This is a genomic window from Streptomyces sp. CB02009, from assembly GCF_001905825.1.
GTDB lineage: Bacteria > Actinomycetota > Actinomycetes > Streptomycetales > Streptomycetaceae > Streptomyces.
Map to the genome: position 1 here is coordinate 467,134 of NZ_LIVV01000003.1, position 17,431 is coordinate 484,564.

The 17,431-nt window shown below is 74.7% G+C and carries 16 protein-coding genes; 10 read left to right on the forward strand and 6 right to left on the reverse strand.

The window, feature by feature from the left end; all coding sequences use genetic code 11:
- Positions 1-39 precede the first annotated feature (39 nt).
- Positions 40-2,064: an elongation factor G gene (fusA, locus tag AMK27_RS14810; protein ID WP_073906690.1), complete on the reverse strand. Its 2,025-nt coding sequence runs from the start codon at positions 2,062-2,064 to the stop codon at positions 40-42.
- Positions 2,065-2,704: 640 nt separating this feature from the next.
- Here fusA and AMK27_RS14815 point away from each other — a divergent pair.
- Together AMK27_RS14815 and AMK27_RS14820 are read left to right on the forward strand one after the other, a co-directional pair.
- Positions 2,705-3,169, forward strand: coding sequence for a DUF6232 family protein (locus AMK27_RS14815; RefSeq protein ID WP_073906692.1), 465 nt, complete (start codon positions 2,705-2,707; stop codon positions 3,167-3,169).
- Positions 3,166-3,507 carry a hypothetical protein gene (locus AMK27_RS14820; protein WP_073906694.1) on the forward strand — a complete coding sequence of 114 codons (342 nt, stop codon included), beginning with the start codon at positions 3,166-3,168 and terminating at the stop codon, positions 3,505-3,507. The genes AMK27_RS14815 and AMK27_RS14820 overlap by 4 nt, the downstream gene beginning before the upstream one ends.
- A gap of 25 nt (positions 3,508-3,532) precedes the next feature.
- Here the strand turns inward: AMK27_RS14820 and AMK27_RS14825 are convergent, their stop codons facing one another.
- Positions 3,533-3,955 (reverse strand): VOC family protein, encoded by a 423-nt coding sequence (locus AMK27_RS14825; RefSeq protein WP_073906696.1) that lies wholly within the window; start codon positions 3,953-3,955, stop codon positions 3,533-3,535.
- Between the two features lie 333 nt (positions 3,956-4,288).
- Here AMK27_RS14825 and AMK27_RS14830 point away from each other — a divergent pair, with 333 nt between their 5' ends.
- Complete coding sequence (locus AMK27_RS14830) at positions 4,289-4,939, forward strand: nucleoside/nucleotide kinase family protein (RefSeq protein ID WP_382502037.1); 651 nt, start codon at positions 4,289-4,291, stop codon at positions 4,937-4,939.
- Between the two features lie 60 nt (positions 4,940-4,999).
- Here AMK27_RS14830 and AMK27_RS14835 read toward each other — a convergent pair whose 3' ends face one another.
- Positions 5,000-5,731, reverse strand: coding sequence for a CTP synthase C-terminal region-related (seleno)protein (locus tag AMK27_RS14835; protein ID WP_073906700.1), 732 nt, complete (start codon positions 5,729-5,731; stop codon positions 5,000-5,002).
- Positions 5,732-5,827: 96 nt separating this feature from the next.
- On the opposite strand from AMK27_RS14835, the gene AMK27_RS14840 reads away from it, so the two are divergent.
- The 4 genes from AMK27_RS14840 to AMK27_RS14855 all read left to right on the forward strand — a co-directional run bounded on the left by AMK27_RS14840 (position 5,828) and on the right by AMK27_RS14855 (position 9,510).
- Entirely contained in the window at positions 5,828-6,361 is a 534-nt protein-coding gene (locus tag AMK27_RS14840; protein ID WP_073906702.1) for a tetratricopeptide repeat protein, read from the forward strand.
- A gap of 20 nt (positions 6,362-6,381) precedes the next feature.
- Positions 6,382-7,263, forward strand: coding sequence for a LysR family transcriptional regulator (locus AMK27_RS14845; RefSeq protein ID WP_073906704.1), 882 nt, complete (start codon positions 6,382-6,384; stop codon positions 7,261-7,263).
- 49 nt (positions 7,264-7,312) lie between these two features.
- Complete coding sequence (locus AMK27_RS14850) at positions 7,313-8,272, forward strand: hypothetical protein (RefSeq protein ID WP_073906705.1); 960 nt, start codon at positions 7,313-7,315, stop codon at positions 8,270-8,272.
- Positions 8,273-8,346: 74 nt separating this feature from the next.
- Positions 8,347-9,510: an aminopeptidase P family protein gene (locus AMK27_RS14855; RefSeq protein ID WP_073906708.1), complete on the forward strand. Its 1,164-nt coding sequence runs from the start codon at positions 8,347-8,349 to the stop codon at positions 9,508-9,510.
- Positions 9,511-9,548: 38 nt separating this feature from the next.
- On the opposite strand, the gene treZ is transcribed toward AMK27_RS14855, so the two are convergent.
- Positions 9,549-11,300 (reverse strand): malto-oligosyltrehalose trehalohydrolase, encoded by a 1,752-nt coding sequence (gene treZ, locus AMK27_RS14860; RefSeq protein ID WP_073906711.1) that lies wholly within the window; start codon positions 11,298-11,300, stop codon positions 9,549-9,551.
- Between the two features lie 61 nt (positions 11,301-11,361).
- Positions 11,362-12,279, reverse strand: coding sequence for a GNAT family N-acetyltransferase (locus tag AMK27_RS14865; RefSeq protein WP_445194853.1), 918 nt, complete (start codon positions 12,277-12,279; stop codon positions 11,362-11,364).
- A gap of 267 nt (positions 12,280-12,546) precedes the next feature.
- Between AMK27_RS14865 and AMK27_RS14870 the strand changes: the two genes are divergently transcribed.
- The 3 genes from AMK27_RS14870 to AMK27_RS14880 all read left to right on the forward strand — a co-directional run bounded on the left by AMK27_RS14870 (position 12,547) and on the right by AMK27_RS14880 (position 14,972).
- Positions 12,547-13,095 (forward strand): DUF1707 and FHA domain-containing protein, encoded by a 549-nt coding sequence (locus AMK27_RS14870; RefSeq protein WP_073906713.1) that lies wholly within the window; start codon positions 12,547-12,549, stop codon positions 13,093-13,095.
- A gap of 154 nt (positions 13,096-13,249) precedes the next feature.
- Entirely contained in the window at positions 13,250-14,383 is a 1,134-nt protein-coding gene (locus AMK27_RS14875) for a cytochrome P450 (protein ID WP_073906715.1), read from the forward strand.
- 103 nt (positions 14,384-14,486) lie between these two features.
- The gene (locus AMK27_RS14880; protein WP_241847498.1) at positions 14,487-14,972 is read left to right on the forward strand and encodes a hypothetical protein; all 486 of its coding nucleotides are present in this window, start codon (positions 14,487-14,489) and stop codon (positions 14,970-14,972) included.
- 61 nt (positions 14,973-15,033) lie between these two features.
- On the opposite strand, the gene treY is transcribed toward AMK27_RS14880, so the two are convergent.
- Positions 15,034-17,415, reverse strand: a complete 2,382-nt coding sequence (treY, locus tag AMK27_RS14885) for a malto-oligosyltrehalose synthase (protein WP_079188441.1) — start codon at positions 17,413-17,415, stop codon at positions 15,034-15,036.
- Between the last annotated feature and the right edge of the window lie 16 nt (positions 17,416-17,431).

Here is a 17,431-nt window from a genome sequence, read left to right on the forward strand (position 1 = left end):
TCCGGTCCGTGGGGTCGCCACGGACCGGACACCCCTCACTCAGCCGGCCTGGCCCCGCGGCGCCGGAGCGTAACCCGCCGGGCGGGTCGTGAAGGTGCCCCGGCCCTGGGTGCGGCCGCGCAGGCGGGACGCGTAGCCGAAGAGCTCGGCCAGCGGCACCGTCGCCTCCACCACCGCCGTACCGGAGCGGGTCGTCTGGTCGGTCACCCGGCCGCGGCGGGCCGCGAGGTCGCCGAGGACCGCGCCGACGGACTCCGCGGGGACGGTGACCGTCACGTCGGCCACCGGCTCCAGGAGCGTCATCTCGCTCGCGCGGAGGGCCTCGCGCAGCGCGAACCGGCCCGCCGTGCGGAACGCCATCTCCGAGGAGTCCTTCGGATGCGTGGCGCCGTCCGTGAGCGTGACCCTGACACCCGTCACCGGGTGGCCGCCGAGGGGGCCCTCGACGAGCGCGTCCCGGCAGCCGGCCTCGACCGCGCGGACGTACTCCTGCGGGACCCGGCCGCCCGTGACGGTCGACGCGAACGCGAACTCCGCCTCCTCGGTGTCCGCGAGCGGTTCGACGTCGATGACGACATGGGCGAACTGGCCCGCGCCACCGTCCTGTTTGACATGGCGGTGGAGCAGCCCGGTGACGCCCTTCGCCACCGTCTCCCGGTACGCGACCTGCGGACGGCCGACCGTGACCTCGAGGCCCCGGTCGCGCCGCAGCTTCTCCACCGCGACCTCCAGGTGCAGTTCGCCCAGACCCGACAGGACGGTCTGGCCCGTCTCCGGGTCGGTCCGCACGACCAGCGACGGGTCCTCCTCGGAGAGCCGGGCGAGGGCCGTCGCCAGACGGCCGGTGTCCGTGCTGCGGCGGGCCTCGACCGCCACCGAGACCACCGGGTCGGCGGTCGTCGGCGGTTCGAGGACGACCGGCGCGTCCTGGGCGCACAGGGTCGCCCCGGCGCGGACGCCCTTGGGGCCCACGACGGCGACGATGTCCCCGGCGCGCGCCGTGTCGACCTCGGTCGCCCGGTCGGCCTGGACCCGCAGGATGCGGGCGATCCGCTCGGTGCGGCCGCCGACGGCGTCGAGCACGGTGTCCCCCTTCCCGATCGTGCCCGCGTAGACGCGGACGTAGGTCATGCGGCCGGTGGCCGTCGCGCTCACCTTGAACGCGAGCGCGGTGAACGGCGCCTCCGGGTCGGCCGGCACCTCGCCGCGGACCGGAGGCATGTCGGACGGCGCCGGGAGGTACGCGACGACGGCGTCGAGCAGGGGCTCGACCCCGCGGTTGCGGTACGCGGAGCCGCAGAGCACGACCACGGCCTCGCCGCTGAGGGTGAGGTCGCGGAGCGCGCCCGTGAGGGTCTCCGCCGAGAGCGCGCCCTCGCCGCAGAACTCCTCCAGGGCACCCGGATGCAGCTCCGCGACGGTCTCCTCCAGGAGTCGCCTGCGGTGCCGGGCCTCGTCGCGGAGCTCGTCGGGGACCGGCCGGTCGGTGTACGCGTCGGCGCCGTCGGCCCACACGTACGCCCGCATCCCGACCAGGTCCACGACGCCGGTGAAGCCGTCCTCGCGCCCGATGGGCAGCTGGACGGGCAGCGGCACGGTGCCGAGGCGGGTGCGGATCGACTCGACGGCGCTGTCGAGCTCCGCGCCCGCGCGGTCCAGCTTGTTGACGAACGCGATGCGCGGGACGCCGTGCCGGTCCGCCTGCCGCCACACCGTCTCGCTCTGCGGTTCGACACCCGCGACGGCGTCGAAGACGGCCACGGCGCCGTCGAGGACGCGCAGGGAGCGCTCGACCTCGTCGGAGAAGTCGACGTGCCCCGGGGTGTCGATGAGGTTGATCCGGTGCCCGGCCCAGTCGCAGCTGACGGCCGCCGCGAAGATCGTGATGCCGCGGTCGCGCTCCTGCGGGTCGAAGTCGGTGACGGTGGTGCCGTCGTGGACCTCGCCGCGCTTGTGGGTGGCGCCGGTGAGGTACAGGAACCGCTCGGTGACGGTGGTCTTGCCGGCGTCGACGTGGGCCAGGATGCCGAGGTTGCGGACGCGGTCGACGGGGTGGGTACGCACGGTGTCGTGCCTTTCGCTGCTGCGGGATGGAGCCGGGGCAGCGCGATTCCCGTACGCGGGGCCGTCAGAGGGACGGCGGAGGCGTCACGGGTCGGCGATGGCGGGCGCGCAGCCGCCACCGGCCGGAGGGAGAGGCGAGGATCACGTCGTACCGGGCACGGGCGGACGACACGGCGGCGGCGTTACGGCAACGCACGGTCGTCTCCCCTCGGTCGGACGTCTGACGGTGCATCGGTCGATGCGCCGCGAGACGTGAGTGTAGGGAGGGGGAGGGGGACACGACAGTTGTTTTTCCGGGGGGTCGGGGCTGCGGGCGATGCGCCTAGCCCTTCGCTCGTGTCGCCAACTACCGGCCAGCAAAGGCTAATTGGCTGTATCTCGTCTGCCTCGTGACGCGCCCCGGGCGCTTAATGGTGCTCCCGCACGGTGCGGGTGGGAGTGACGAGGACATGGGGGACGACCTATGGCTGTCGCAGGAAGCGCAGGGGGGCCGCCGCCGGGTCCGCCGCCCACACCGCCCTCCGGTCCGCCGCCCGCACCGCCGCCGGGTCCTGCATCCGGTCCGCCGCCGGAGCCACCGGACTCGCCGGAGCTGGATCTCCGCAACCGGCGCGTCCTGCGCCTCTTCGTCAGTCGCCGGATGCTGTGGGTGGGTACGGCGGCCTTCCCGCTGCACAACATCACCCGCGTCGAGGCGTACAAGCAACAGCCCGACCGGGGAGCGGCCGTCCTGCGCTTCCTCAAATGGTTCGCCGTGGCCGTGGTGGTCTACGCCGTGATCAGTGCGGGCGGCAGGGTCAGTGCCGGGGAGGGCAACCCGGTCGTGATCCTTGTCCTGATCGTGCTGGCCGTCTATCTGCTCAGGGAGCTGTTCGAGAAGCCGAAGCCGGTGCTGGACATCGAGATGTCCAGCGGTTCCACCGTGTCCGTGACCCTGCCGAGCGTGGACGAACTCCGGCACATCGCCGGGCTGATCGCCCGCGCGATCGACAACCCGGCAGCCGAGTTCAGCACGGTCGTCCAGCAGATCACCAGCAACACGAACAACTACGGCCCGGTCATCACCATGAACGGCGGCCGGAACAACAGGGGGATCAGCCTGTGAGCGGCGACACGACGAACAACTACGGCCCCGTGGTCCACATGAACGACGGCCAGGGCAACGTCGGCATCAACTACGGCACCGTCGGCGGCGCACCGGACGACCGGCTCCGCGCCGCCGTCGAGGAGCTCACCCGCCTCCTCCAGGGCCTGCGCCCCCACCTCACCCCGGAACAGGCGCGGACCGTCGACGAGGCACTCCCCGAGCTCACCCCCGACCGCGCCGCCCTGCGGCAGCGCGGCCTCGTCCTGGCGTCGGTCGCGCAGATCGCCGCCGCCGTCGGCACCGTGGGCCAGCCCGTCGTGGACGCGGTCGGACAGCTGATCGCGCTGCTCGGCTGACGCCCCAGGCCCGTACTGCCTGCTTCTAGGCCTGCTCGGCCGGGTCCGCCGGCTGGAGCAGGTCCCAGCGGTTCCCGTACAGGTCCTCGAAGACGGCGACGGAGCCGTAGGGCTCGTGCCGCGGCTCCTCCAGGAACTTGACGCCCGCCTCCACCATCCGTGCGTGGTCGCGGGCAAAGTCCTCGGTGTGGAGGAAGAAGCCGACCCGGCCGCCCGTCTGGTTGCCGACGGAGGCCTCCTCGTCGTCGTTCTTGGCACGGGCCAGGAGCAGGCCCGCGTTCCCGAGCCCGCCGACCCCGGCCGCACCGCGCGGGCGGACGACGACCCAGCGGCTGCCGCCGCCCCGGTCGGTGTCCTCGACCAGGTCGAAGCCGAGGGCGTCGGTGTAGAAGGCGATGGCCTCGTCGTAGTCACGGACGACAAGGGTCACAAGTGCGATGGACGGCATTACCCCAACGTAATACGTGGAAGCGGCAGGAATCTACCCGCGTCAACCCGTGTCGACGCCGGCGCGACCCTTGTCGGGGGAGGGTCCGAACGAGGGTCCGGAGAGGGCCGGGCGAGGGTCGGGGCGGGGTCGAGACGGGGCCGGGGCAGGTCCGAGGGGCCGGGGCCCCGAGGCCGCGGGCGCACCTTGGGGCGGGGTGGTGCGGGCCGGGACAGAGGTAGGTCCGGCGGCCGGCCCAGGAGGCAGCGGGCGGCGCCCTGGGCCGGGGTGGGGTCGGAGGCGGACCCCGAAGCCGCGGGCGCACCCTGGGCCGGGTCCGCGCCCGGTGCGAGAATGCCCCGCATGGACGCGCAGCAGTTCGACCGCCTCGCCGCCCGGGCGCGGGCCCTCGCCGAGCGCCCCGCGGGCGGCCACCCGCCCCGCCGCATCCTCGGGCTGGCCGGCGCGCCCGGTGCCGGGAAGTCCACGCTCGCCGCCCGGCTCGTCGCCCGCCTCGACGGGCTCGCCGTCCTCGTGCCCATGGACGGCTTCCACCTCGCCCAGGCCGAACTGGAACGCCTCGGCCGGGCGGGCAGGAAGGGTGCGCCCGACACCTTCGACGCCGCCGGATACCTCGCGCTCCTCGCCCGGCTGCGCGCCCCCGCCCCCGGCACCACGGTCTACGCCCCCGCCTTCGACCGCGCCCTGGAAGAGCCGGTCGCCGGGGCGATACCCGTCGGCCCCGCAATCCCGCTGGTCGTCACCGAGGGCAATTACCTGCTGCACGACGAGGGTGCCTGGGCCGGAGTGCTGCCGCTGCTCGACGAGGCCTGGTACCTCGACCTGGACGCCCGGCTCCGCGTCCCCCGGCTCGTCGAGCGCCATGTCCGCTTCGGCAAGGACCGGGCCCGCGCCGAACGCTGGGTCCAGGACTCGGACGAGGCGAACGCCCGCCTGGTCGCCCGCGGCCGCGACCGCGCCCACCTCGTGGTCCCGATGACCTGAGGTCGTACCCGTACCCGTACCCGTGACCGCCCTGCCGCGTGTGAGGCGGCCTCGCGCCCGTCAGCCCGCCGCGTGCCGCCCCGCCGCCGCCGCGAGCGCCCGGATCAGCGGGTGCGGGCGGGTGCCGTCGCCGGCCAGTTCCGGCTGGAAGAGGGTCGCCAGGAAGAAGGGGTGCGAGGGGACTTCGGCGATGCGGATGCCGCCCTCCTCGTCCGCGCCCGTGAACCGCATGCCGTGCGCCCGCAGGGTGTCCAGGTGGCGGCTGTCGGGGCCGTAGTCGCAGTGGTAGCGCTCGGTGGTCCGCTCCGCGCCGAGGGCCCGCTCGGCCAGCGAGCCCGGCGTGACCCGTACGACCCCCTCGTGGCCCACCAGCGAGCAGGCCAGCGGGGCGATGAGCAGGTCGCCCTCGTCCGCCGACGGGTCGTTCTCGGCGTGCGCCGCGCCCGTCAGGCCGCAGACGTCTCGCGCGAACTCCAGGAGCGCGTGCTGGAATCCGCCGCAGGTGCCGAGGAACGGGATGCCGTCCTCGCGGGCCGTGCGGATCGCGGCGAGCGCCCCCGCCTCGCTCGCGTACGGACTCCCCGGCAGCACCCACACCGCGTCGAAGCCCTTCACCGCGCCGGGCGTCTCCGCGTCCCCGGTCGGGATCCAGTAGGCGTCGAGGGCGAGGCCGTCGCGCTCGGCGAGGGCGTCGAGGAGGACGGGGATCCGGACGTGCGAGCGGACGTGCGGCGAGCGGTCGCCGACCAGGGCGATCCGAGGGGTGTGAGGGAGGGGGTGCGTGCTGTTCATGGGGACCATCCTTGGCGCCGCCGCCCGTTCACGTCCAACGATGATCACTGCACTGGCCATCACGAACGCTTATACCGGCCTGGATAGGGTGGCCGTATGACCACCGATCAGGAACAGCCCGACTGGGAGCACCGCGTCGCCGCCCTCTGGGAGCGGCTCGACACCTACGAGCCGGCCGACTTCCGCGCCCGTGTCACCGCCCTCGCCGCCGAGCTCCCCGAGGACGACCCGGCCGCCCTCTTCGAACGCGGCGCCGCCCACGACTCCACCGGAGAACCGGAGGAGGCCGTGCGCCTCTACCGGCGGGCCCTCGACCAGGGACTCACCGGACTGCGCCGCCGACGGGCCGTCATCCAGCTCGCGAGCAGCCTGCGCAACCTCGGCCGCCCCGACCGCAGCGTCGAACTCCTCACCGCCGAGCGCGCGATCCCCGCCGCCGAGCTCGACGCCGACGAGACCGCGCTCTCCGGCGCCGTCGACGCCTTCCTCGCCCTCGCCCTCGCCGACACCGGCCGCGACCGCGAGGCCGCCGCCCTCGCCCTCGGCGCCCTCGCCCCCCTGCTGCCCCGCTACAACCGCTCCCTCGCCCACTACGCGCGGGCCCTCCTCACCGCCCCCGACGGATCCTGACGCGCCCGGCGCCCACCCCCATGGACCCGCACCTCCTCCGTACGTACGTCACCGTCGCCCGGCTCGCCTCCTTCTCCGAGGCGGCCCGCGAGCTGGGCTACACCCAGTCCGCCGTCTCCCAGCACATCGCCGCCCTGGAGGCCGACCTCGCGCTGCCGCTGCTCACCCGCAGGCCGGTCGCCCCGACCCCGGCCGGGGAACGGCTCCTCGAACACGCCGGGGCGCTGCTGCTCCGGCTCGACGCGGCCCGCGCCGACCTCGACCGGTTCGCGGCCGCGCCCCGCGCCACCCTGAGCGTCGCCGCCTCCCCGCTCGCCCTGCACGCCCGCACCCTCCCCGCGCTGCCGGCCACCGGAGTCACCCTGCGGGCCCTGCCCCGCGAGGCGGTGCCCGCCGCCGTCGCCACCGGCGAGGCCGACGCCGGGCTCGTCGACGGCATCGCCGCCCCCAGCGACCCGCTCCGGCTGCCCGACGTCGCCCCGCTCGCCGCGACCGGCGTCGCCGAGGCGCCGCTCGCCGTCGTCCTGCCCGCGAGCCATCCGCTCGCCGGCCGCTCCGGCCTCCGCCTCGACGACCTCGTCGACGCCCGCTGGCTCGACGCGCCCGCCGCCGGGCTGCCCCTCGACGGGCTGCGGGGCGCCCACGGCGCGCCGGCCGGGCGTGGCTTCCGTACCGCCCTGCGCTACGAGGGCACCGACACCCGCACCCTCGCCGCGCTGGCCGCCGCCGGCCACGGCCTCGCCCTGCTGCCCGCACCGGCCGCGGCGGACGTCCCCGGCGCCGTCGCCGTCCCCCTGACCGCGCCCCGGCTCGTGCACCGCACCGAACTCCTCCTCCCGGCCGGCGCCCCGACCGAACCCGGTGGTCCGGCGGCCGAGTTCACCCGACGGCTCAAGAGCTGACACCGGCAGTCGCTACCCTGTGCGCAACGGCGACGGAAGGCGGGCGGGCGTGGGGTGGCTGCGACGAGGACCCAGGCGGGACGGCGACGACGCACCGAGGGACCCCGGGTTCGCGTACTTCTCGCAGCGTGAGGCCGCGCTCTTCCGCGGCCGCGTCCGGGAGACCTTCGCCGAGCTCGGCCTGGAGGTCAGCGTCTACGCCGACCACGTCGTCGACGACAAGGGCCGCCGCTTCGGCCTCGGCAACCTCGCCGCCGTCTGCCACCAGGACCGGCGCGGCCCCCGCGTCTGGCCCGGCATGATCGACCGCCACATCGGCCTGGTCGTCCGCGCCATGGACGGCCCGTCCGCGCTCGACACCCTGCCGCCCGAGCAGATCCGCTCGCAGCTCTACCCCCGGGTCGTCAGCGGTGACGGCATCGACGCGGCGGCCTTCGGGTACGCGCGGACCGTCGCCCCCGGCCTGTACGAGATCCTCGCCCTCGACCTGCCCGAGAGCGTCATGATGCTCACCGACGACGCCCTCGAACGCCTCGGGGACCACGCCCAGCTGCGCGACCGCGCCCTGCGCAACCTGCGCGGGCTGCCCGTCGAGGAGCACGAGACCGTCCGCGACGCCGACGGCATGTGCTTCGAGATCATCCTCGGCGACTCCTTCTACACCGCGAGCCGCGTCCTCGACCTGGACGGCGTCGTGCGGCGGGTCACCGGCCTGCCCATAGGAGAGCACGGCGCGCTGGTCGCGATGCCGTTCCGGCACCAGCTCGCCTTCCACCCCATCCGCGACACCTCGATCATCCCGGCCCTCGGCGCGATGGCCTCCTTCGCCGCCTCCGGGTACGAGGACACGCCGGGCGCCATCAGCCCGTACGTCTTCTGGTGGCGCGGCGGCACCCTCACCCAGCTCAGCGAGCACGACGAGGAGCGGGGGGACCTGAGGATCGTCGTCGGCGACGACTTCCAGGAACTCCTGGAACGGCTCATCGCCCAGGGCCCCGACCTCCGCTGAGCGGTCGCGGCCCCGGTCGCCGCCCGGCAGGATGCTGTACGTCCAGGTTGCAGCGGAGCCGCGAAGGAGACCCCATGTCGAGCACCCCCGCCCCCGGAGCGGCCGAGGAGCGCGGCGAGACCCCCGTCCCGTTCACCGCGGACGACTACCGGGCCCGGCTGGCCCGCGCCGCCGAGTCCGCCGCCGACGCCGGACTCGCGGGCGTGATCGTCGCCCCGGGCCCCGACCTCGTCTACCTCACCGGCTACCAGCCCACCGCGATCACCGAACGGCTCACCGCCCTCGTCGTCGCCCCCGGACGGGAACCGGTCCTCGTCGTCCCCACCCTGGAGGCCCCCGACGCCGAGAAGGCCGCCGGGGCCGCCGCGCTCACCCTGCGGGACTGGACCGACGGCAAGGACCCCTACGCCGTCACCGCGCCGCTCCTCGACGCCGGCGGCAGGTTCGGCGTCAGCGACAACGCCTGGGCCATGCACCTCCTCGGCCTCCAGAAGGCCCTCCCGGGGACCTCGTACGTCTCCCTCACCGAGGCACTGCCGATGCTCCGCGGCGTCAAGGACGCCCACGAGCTGGCCCGGATCGCGGCCGCCGGGGCCGCCGCCGACCGGGCGTACGGCGAGATCCTGAAGGTCCGGTTCGCCGGCCGCAGGGAGACCGACGTCGCCGCCGACCTCGCCGCGCTGCTGCTGCGCTTCGGGCACTCGCAGGTCGACTTCACCGTCGTCGGCTCCGGCCCCAACGGCGCCAACCCCCACCACGAGGCCGGCGACCGGGTCATCGAGCGCGGCGACATGGTGGTCCTCGACTTCGGCGGCCTCAAGCACGGGTACGGCTCCGACACCACCCGCACCGTCCACGTCGGCGAACCCACCGAAGAGGAGCGCCGCGTCCACGACCTCGTACGGGAGGCCCAGCAGGCCGGCTTCGAGGCGGTACGGCCCGGGGTCGCCTGCCAGGAGGTCGACCGGGCGGCCCGCAAGGTCATCACGGACGCCGGATACGGCGAGTACTTCATCCACCGCACCGGGCACGGCATCGGCGTCACCACCCACGAGCCGCCGTACATGATCGAGGGCGAGGAGCTCCCGATCGTGCCGGGCATGTGCTTCTCCATCGAGCCCGGCGTCTACCTGCCCGGTCGCTTCGGCGTCCGGATCGAGGACATCGTCACGGCGACCGAGGACGGTGCGGGGCACCGCTTCAACAACACCCCGCACGAGATGGCCCTCGTGGACTGACCGTCGGCAGCCGGCAGCCGGCAGCCGGCCGTCAGCCGTCAGCCGTCCGTCAGGACGACGGCCGACTCGCCGGGGAGCCGCAGGACCCCGTCCCCCGACGGGGAGTCGACCGGCTCCCACGCCGCGAGGACCTGGTCGCGGCCGTTGGAGCCGAGCGGGATCACCGCCGGCTCCTTGCCCAGGTTGACCGCCACCCGCAGGACCCCGCGCCGGAAGACCAGCCAGCGGGCCTCCTCGTCGAAGGCCGCCTTCACCCCCGCCAGGTCCGGGTCCGTCAGGTCGGGCAGGGTGCGGCGCAGCGCGATGAGCTGCCGGTACCAGGCGAGCAGCCGCTTGTGCGGGTCCCGCTCGCGCTCGGCCCGGTCGAGGACCGAACGGTCACGGGTGGCGGCCTCCTGCGGGTCGGGGACCTCGTTCTCGTCCCAGCCGTGCTCCGCGAACTCCCGCCGCCTGCCCCGCCGTACGGCCTCCGCGAGCTCCGGGTCCGTGTGGTCGGTGAAGTACTGCCAGGGCGTGGTCGCCCCCCACTCCTCGCCCATGAAGAGCATCGGCACCGAGGGGCCGGTGAGGACGAGCGTCGCCGCGCAGGCCAGCAGACCGGGGGAGAGGGAGGCCGAAAGGCGGTCGCCCAGGGCCCGGTTGCCGATCTGGTCGTGGGTCTGCGCGTACCCGAGGAAGCGGTGGGCGGGGGTGCGCTCCCGGTCCACCGGCCGCCCGTGGCGGCGGCCCCGGAACGCCGAGTACGTGCCGTCGTGGAAGAAGACGTGGGTGAGGGTCTTCGCGAGCGCGGCCATCGGGGCGCGCGCGAAGTCCGCGTAGTAGCCCTGGGACTCGCCGGTCAGGGCGGTGTGCAGGGAGTGGTGGAAGTCGTCGTTCCACTGGGCGTGGATCCCGATGCCGCCGAGCGCGCGCGGGGCGGTCGTGCGCGGGTCGGCGAGGTCGGACTCGGCGATCAGGAAGTGCGGGCGGCCCTGCTCCCCCGCCAGTTCGTCGACGGCCGCCGACAGCTCCTCCAGGAACGTCAGGGCCCGGGTGTCGGCGAGCGCGTGCACGGCGTCGAGCCGCAGCCCGTCGATCCGGTAGTCCCGCAGCCAGGCGAGCGCGCTGCCCCGGAAGTACGCCCGGACCTCGTCGGAGCCGGGGGCGTCCAGGTTCACCGCGGCGCCCCAGGGCGTGTGGTGGGTCTCGGTGAAGTACGGTCCGAAGAAGGGGAGATGGTTGCCGTCGGGTCCCAGGTGGTTGTGCACCACGTCCAGGACCACGCCCATGCCGAGCCCGTGCGCCGCGTCCACGAACCGCTTCAGCGCCTCGGGGCCGCCGTACGGCTCGTGCACCGCCCACGGCGCCACCCCGTCGTACCCCCAGCCCCGCACCCCGGGGAACGGACACAGCGGCATCAGCTCCACATGGGTGACTCCGAGGCCCGCGAGCTCCCCGAGGCGCGCGGCCGCCGCGTCCAGGGTCCCCTCCGGGGTGAAGGTGCCGAGGTGCAGCTCGTACAGGACGGAGCTGCGGAGCCGCAGCTTCGGGGACTCGTTCCGCCAGGCGTACGCGGAGTGGTCGACGACCGCGCTCAGCCCGTCGGGCCCGTCGGGCTGGCGCCGGGAGCACGGGTCGGGCAGCACGTGCCCCCCGTCGAGCGAGAAGCCGTACCGGTCGCCGTCCTCGGCGGGTACGACCCCCGTCCACCAGCCGTCGCGCTCCGCGTCCCGCTCCAGGGGATGCGCGGAGCCGTTCAGCTCCAGCGTCACCCGGTCACGGGCGTTCGGCGCCCACACCTCGAAGAGCACGGAAATCCCCTCGTCGACGGACCAGCCGCTGCACGACTGACTACCGCGACCATCCTGGCAGTCAGGACCCCGCCACGCCCGGTGTGTCCCACACGTAGTTGATCGCACGCTCGAAGGTGACGTAGCCCGCGCGGGCGAAAGACGCCGCCATCGGCACGTTGCCCAGGTCCGTCGCCGCCCGGATCCGGGGGACGTCGGTGGCGGCCAGGACGCGTGTGCCCTCCGCCAGGATGTCGTCGATGGAGCCGTGGCCGCGGTGGGCGGGCAGCACGCCGATGTACGCGATCGTGTGGTGGTAGTTGTTCCGCGCGGGGACGACGAAGCCGACCGGCTCGCCGGTCTCCGGCAGCTGGGCCACCTGCCACCACTCCCGCGGCGAGGAGTAGTGCGCGAGCTCCTCGTCGTAGTGCAGCTCCGCGGCCTCGCGGGCCGACAGGCCGGAGGCGAGATCGGCCTGCCCGTGCGCGTCGAGCGTGCCCTCCATGACCGGGGTCATCAGCGTGACGAGGTCCTCGCGGTCCCGCACCGGGCGGAACTCCAGCCGGCCCTTCGGCTCCGGTACGGGGGTGCCGGGCCGCCACTCCAGGCGCAGCCGCTCGACGATCGGGCGGGCCCCGGTGGCGACCAGGACGCCGAAGACGGACTCCAGGAGCGACCGGGTCTCCGGCACCTCGCGCCAGTCCGCCGGCATGAAGCGGCCGAACTCCGGGGGCCGCGTGCCCTCCGGGACCACGGCGGCCGTGGCGGTCTCCAGGAGCCGCAGGCCGATCTCGGCGCGCTCCTCCTCCGGCAGCTCCGGGGCGAGGTCGAAGAAGTCGAGCGCCTGCGGGGCGGCGCCGGCCGTGCCGGTCCACCAGGAGAGCCGGCCGAGGAGCCGGTCGCCGTCGAGGGCGACCCACATCCATCCGGGGACGCGGCGGCCGGTGGCGAGGTCGTCGGCGAGCTCGTGGTCGAGCGAGTAGCTGAGGCGGAGGAACAGGTCGAGTTCCCCGGGTCCGGCGAGCGGCCGGATGACGAGGCCGCGCGCGGCGGCGGTGCCGGGCGCGGCGGTGGCGCTGGTCGTGCTGGTGGTGCCGGTCGTGCTGGTGGTGCTCGAAGAAGACGAGGTCACGTCGTGTTTCCCCCTGGGGATACGGGCTGTGGAGACGGCAGACCGTAACAGCGATCACCGCTGGAGGGGTATGGGGTTTCCCCGCCGGGAGGCCCTTCTGGACACTGCGGGCCCGACGGACCGACAATCACAGATGTGACGACCCCTTTCGAGCTTCCGGCGAACACCCCTCGGCTGACCGACGCCGAGCGGGACCGCGCGCTGGTGCTGCTCCGTGAGGGTGCCGCCCAGGGCCGCCTCTCGCACGACACGTTCGTCTACCGGATGGAGCGCGTGCTCCAGGCCCGGCGCCCCGACGAACTCGCCCTGCTCACCGCCGACCTGAGGACCGAGGGCACGTGGACCCGCCGAGTGGTGGGCGCGGTCGAGCGGATGTCCGCGTTCACGGCCAGGCTGGGACGCGCGTGGTCCGCGGAGCGCCTGCCGAAACTCCTGCTGCCCGTGCCGGGCCCGCACCCCCTGCGCATCGGCCGCGACCCGGTCAACGGCCTCCGCCTCAGCCACGAGACGGCCTCCCGGCTGCACGCCGAACTGTCGATGCAGAGCGGCATGTGGATCCTCCGCGACCTCGGCTCGACGAACGGCACGACGGTCAACGGCCGCCGGGTCATGGGAGCGGTCGTCGTCAGATCGGGCGACGTGGTCGGCTTCGGCCAGATGTCGTTCCGCCTGTCGCACGGGTAGGCCCGGCGCGCCGCGCGCTCCTTCCGACCGTCTCGGCAGTGTTCACCCGTTCGGCGGTATGCGGCGGGCGGTGCGGTGCGGGCGGTGGTGGGCTGGGGGGACGCGCGCCACGATCGCCGGCCGCGGGACCCACCGCCGATCGACAGGGGGCGCGATGAGCCACGAGCAGAACCGCGAGCCGGGCCGGGGCATAGGAGGCGAGCGGCCGGAGGCGTCGGGCGGGGACCCCTGGACCCGGCTGCCGTCCATGGCGCCGGCGACGCCCCCGGTCGGCGGCCGGGCGGCGGAGGGCGTGAGCGCGGTGGTGCCCGGTGGCCTCGCGCCGCTCGCCGCGCCCGTGCGGACCGCGCCCGGCGGCGGGCTCGCGCCCGGGGGCCGGGTCGTCGCGCCGAGTCCCCTCGACCCCGGTGCCTCGCGCGACCCCCACGGAATCCACCGCACCCTGCGCGAGGACTTCCCGCTCACCTACGACCCGCTGCTGCGGGCCTGGGTGCTCAGCCGGTACGCGGACGTGGCCACCGCCCTCACCGACAGCCGTTTCACGCACGGGCACCGGCCCGGCGACCCGCCGTGCGCGCGGGCCCACGTCGATGTCGACGTGGCGGCCCTCCGGTCGGTCACCGAGCGGACGGCGTACGTCCTGGCCCGCCGGATCGCCGAGCGGCCCCAGGCCGACCTGGTCGCCGACTTGTGCCACTGGCTGCCCGCCGGAACCGTCGCGGCCGCCGTGGGCGTGCCCTACCGGGACATGATGCGGCTCGTGCGCGGCCGGGCCGCGGGAGCCCTCGCCGGTGAGTGCGGCGGGCAGATCGCCGTACGGGAGAAGGCCCTCGCCTCCTTTCTCGGCAACGTCCTGGCGGACCCGGACCAGGTCGCCGCCCTGCGCGACGCCCCCGCGGGCCTGGTGGGCCGGGCCTGGGCGGAGTCGCTGCGCCGTGACCCGCCCGTGCAGATCGCCGTGCGCCGTACCGCCGCCGAAGTCCCGGTCAGCGGCGGCGTCCTGCCCGCCGGCGCGTCCGTCGCGCTGCTCGTCGGCTCGGCCGGCCGCGACCCCGAGCGGTTCCGCGAGCCCGACCGCTTCGACCCGTTCCGCGACGACCCGGGGCAGCTCACCTACGGCAGCGGCTTCTGCCCGGCGGTGGTCCTGGCCGGCCTGGAGGCCGAGTACGCGCTGCGGGCGCTGTTCACGGCCATGCCCCGGCTCCGCTTCGCCGACGGGTTCCGGCCGGTGTGGACGGGCCTCATCACGCGGGCGCCGCGGAGCCTGATCGTCCGCCCCGGGGGCTGATCGCGGGGTGGGGGAGGCGCTCGCCCGCCGCTGCTAGGGTGACGTGTGCTCGTCAAAGAGCGCCTTTTTCTGTACCACTTTCAACGGGGATTCAAACGTGAAGATGCGTCATATTCGCGCGATCGCTGTCTTCGGCATCGCGGTCGTCGCCCTGACCGGTGCCCGCGGCTCGCACGGCGGCAGCTGCGGCGGCAGCAGCTCCGGCGGTTCGAGCAGCAGCAACCACAACAGCGACAACGACAGCACCTCCGGTGGCACCTCCGGCGGCTCCCTCCCCGGCGGCTCCAGCAGCGCCGACAAGGCGATCCGCGACGTGACCATCAACGAGTGCAAGTTCGACCCGGCGACCAAGAACCTGGTCGCCCGCGTCACCGTGAAGAACGACGGCGTGCTCGACTACGACTACACCGTCACCATGAAGTTCAAGGGCGACGCGGGCGGCACCGCGGTCCCCGCGAGCGCCACCAAGACCGCGATCAAGGTCGCGGCGGGCGCCTCCGTGAGCGCCGAACTCGCCACCTCCTACCCCGGGACCGGCGACGGCTCCGAGTACACCAAGTGCGAGGTCTCGCGAGCCTCCCGCTCCTGACCGGCCGAAGCCTCCGAGGGGCCCCGGGGCTCATCCCCGGGGCCCCTCGGCGCTCAGCCCCTCAGTCGTGCAGACGCGCGAGCAGCGCCACCGGCCGCTCCGCGAACAGCTCCGCCAGTTTCAGCTCCGTCGCCGGACCTCCGGTGAACTCCCTGACACCGTCCAGGACATCGGCCCAGCGTCCCTCCGGCAGGACCAGTTCCGTGTCCTGCCAGCCGCCCGCCTCCCAGAGCCGCAGTGGGAGCCGGGTGACGGCGGTGATCACCTCGTCGGAGCGGCTGAAGGCCAGGCAGTGGGCGGCCGTCGGACCCTCGGCCGTCAGCGGCGCGTACGTGTCCCGGTCCCCGAAGGCCGCGGGGCGCTCGCGCCGCAGCCGCAGCGCCGCCCGTACCAGGGCCGTGTGGTCGTCGTCCGCGCCGACCGTGAACGGGGCCCGGTTGTCCGGGTCCACCAGGGCCCGGTACTCCCGCTCCGTGTTCTGGTACAGCTCCGGCACCCCCGGCATCGTCAGCTGGATGAGCAGCGCGCCCAGCGCGTGCGCCCGGATGTGCGGCTCCAGCGCGAAGGCCGCCTCCGAGGCCGCCCGGAGCGGGATCCGGCCGGGCCCGGCCGCCGCGAACTCCTCCACCGCCCGCTCGTACTCCGTGTCGGGCTCCGTCCAGCTGGTCCGGAGCCCCGCCTCCCGTACGGACTTGAGGATCGCCGGGCCGAGCCGGTCGGCGGCGGGGGTGCCGAAGCCGAAGGCGGTCTGCCAGGCCGTCCAGGCCACGTGCGGGTCCGGCGCCGGCACTCCCGCGACCTCGCCGAGGAGGTCCGCCCACACCTGCGGGCACTGGGAGAGGACCGCGATCGCGGCCCGGACGTCGGCGCTGCGCTTGGTGTCGTGGGTGGACAGGACGGTGCCGGTGCCCGGCCAGTCCCGTGAGATCCGCCGGCAGTACGCGTGGAACTCGTCCACCGGCACCGCCGGGCGTCCCGCGTCTCCGCCCACCTCGTTCGCCGAGAGCAGCGGGGTGTACCGGTAGAACGCGGTGTCCTCCACGGACTTGGCCCGCAGCGCCGACGAGGTCTGCGCGAACCGGGTCCGGAACGCCAGGTGTTCGGGCCCGGCGCCGAGCAGGCCGAGTGCCAGGTCGCGTACGACGTCGACCGCCGCGGCCTCCTCGGGCACCGCGAAGGCCGCCTTCGCGCCGCGCGCCGCCTCCGGCGTCAGCACCTGCTCGCCGCCGGTCCGGTAGGGGCGGTAGACCGGGACCCGGACGAGGAGTTCGCGGACGGCGGTGCGCAGCGCCCAGGGCGCGTGGTCGCGCAGGGCGGGGTCGGCGGCGCAGATCCGCTCCGCGATCCGGGTCAGGACCGCCGTCTCGGCGGCCAGGTCGTGCCTGACCACCTCGTACGCCGCGCGCCGCTCCGTCGCCTCCCAGTGGCCGCCCCTGTCGCCGGCCCGGCAGACGAACTCCCGGTACAGGTCCGTCAGCTCATGGGCGCCGACCGGATCGGTGAACACCCCGTCGACGTGCCGCAGGGCGTCGTACCCGGTGGTGCCGGCGACCGGCCAGGCGGCGGGCAGCGTCTCAGGACCGGTGAGGATCTTCTCGACCACCGTCCAGCAGTGCCCACCGGTCGCCCCGGCGAGCCGCTCCAGGTACCCCTGGGGGTCGGCGAGTCCGTCCGGGTGGTCGATCCGCAGCCCCTCGACCACCCCGTCCCGGACCAGCTCCACGATCTTCGCGTGGGTCGCCGCGAACACCTCGGGGTCCTCGACCCGGACCCCGATCAGGTCCGAGATCGTGAAGAAGCGCCGGTAGTTGAGCTCGGTGCGGGCGAGCCGCCACCAGCCGAGCCGGTACCACTGGGCATCCAGCAGCTCGTCCAGCGGCAGCCCCTCCGTGCCGGGCCGCAGCGGGAAGTCCTGGCCGTCCAGATGCAGCGACCCGTCCGCGACCCGCAGCCGGTCCCGTACCTCCGGGAGCCGCGCGGGCAGCACCGGGAGCAGCAGCCGGCCGTCCCCGGCGGTCCGGTCGATGTCGAACCAGCGGGCGTACGGCGAGTCGGGACCGTCGCGGAGCACGGCGCGCAGCGCGTGGTTGTGCCGGGCGGAGGCCGCCATGTGGTTGGGCACCAGGTCGACGACGAGGCCGAGGCCGTGCGCCCGCGCGGTCGCGGCGAGGGCCCGCAGCCCCTCCTCGCCGCCGAGCTCGGCGCGCACGGACCGGTGGTCGGTGACGTCGTACCCGTGGGTCGAGCCGGGAACCGCCTCCAGGACGGGGGAGAGGTGGAGGTGCGAGACCCCGAGGCCCGCGAGGTGCGGCACGGCCCGCTCGGCCGCCGCGAACGGGAAGTCCGGCTGGAGCTGGAGCCGGTAGGTGGCGGCCGGCAGCGCGGCCGGGGAGGAGGCGGAACGGGACGGGACGGAGGGCGGACCGGACGGGAGGGAGGTCATGCGAACGTACGTACCC

What these genes read in the sequence shown, in the direction of transcription:
- AMK27_RS14835 (WP_073906700.1), bottom strand. Translation starts at nt 5,731, where the DNA reads ATGAACAGCACGCACCCCCTCCCTCACACCCCTCGGATCGCCCTGGTC.
- AMK27_RS14845 (WP_073906704.1), top strand. Translation starts at nt 6,382, where the DNA reads ATGGACCCGCACCTCCTCCGTACGTACGTCACCGTCGCCCGGCTCGCC.
- AMK27_RS14880 (WP_241847498.1), top strand. Translation starts at nt 14,487, where the DNA reads ATGCGTCATATTCGCGCGATCGCTGTCTTCGGCATCGCGGTCGTCGCC.
- AMK27_RS14830 (WP_382502037.1), top strand. Translation starts at nt 4,289, where the DNA reads ATGCCCCGCATGGACGCGCAGCAGTTCGACCGCCTCGCCGCCCGGGCG.
- AMK27_RS14825 (WP_073906696.1), bottom strand. Translation starts at nt 3,955, where the DNA reads ATGCCGTCCATCGCACTTGTGACCCTTGTCGTCCGTGACTACGACGAG.
- AMK27_RS14815 (WP_073906692.1), top strand. Translation starts at nt 2,705, where the DNA reads ATGCTGTGGGTGGGTACGGCGGCCTTCCCGCTGCACAACATCACCCGC.
- AMK27_RS14875 (WP_073906715.1), top strand. Translation starts at nt 13,250, where the DNA reads ATGAGCCACGAGCAGAACCGCGAGCCGGGCCGGGGCATAGGAGGCGAG.
- treY (WP_079188441.1), bottom strand. Translation starts at nt 17,415, where the DNA reads ATGACCTCCCTCCCGTCCGGTCCGCCCTCCGTCCCGTCCCGTTCCGCC.
- AMK27_RS14840 (WP_073906702.1), top strand. Translation starts at nt 5,828, where the DNA reads ATGACCACCGATCAGGAACAGCCCGACTGGGAGCACCGCGTCGCCGCC.
- AMK27_RS14855 (WP_073906708.1), top strand. Translation starts at nt 8,347, where the DNA reads ATGTCGAGCACCCCCGCCCCCGGAGCGGCCGAGGAGCGCGGCGAGACC.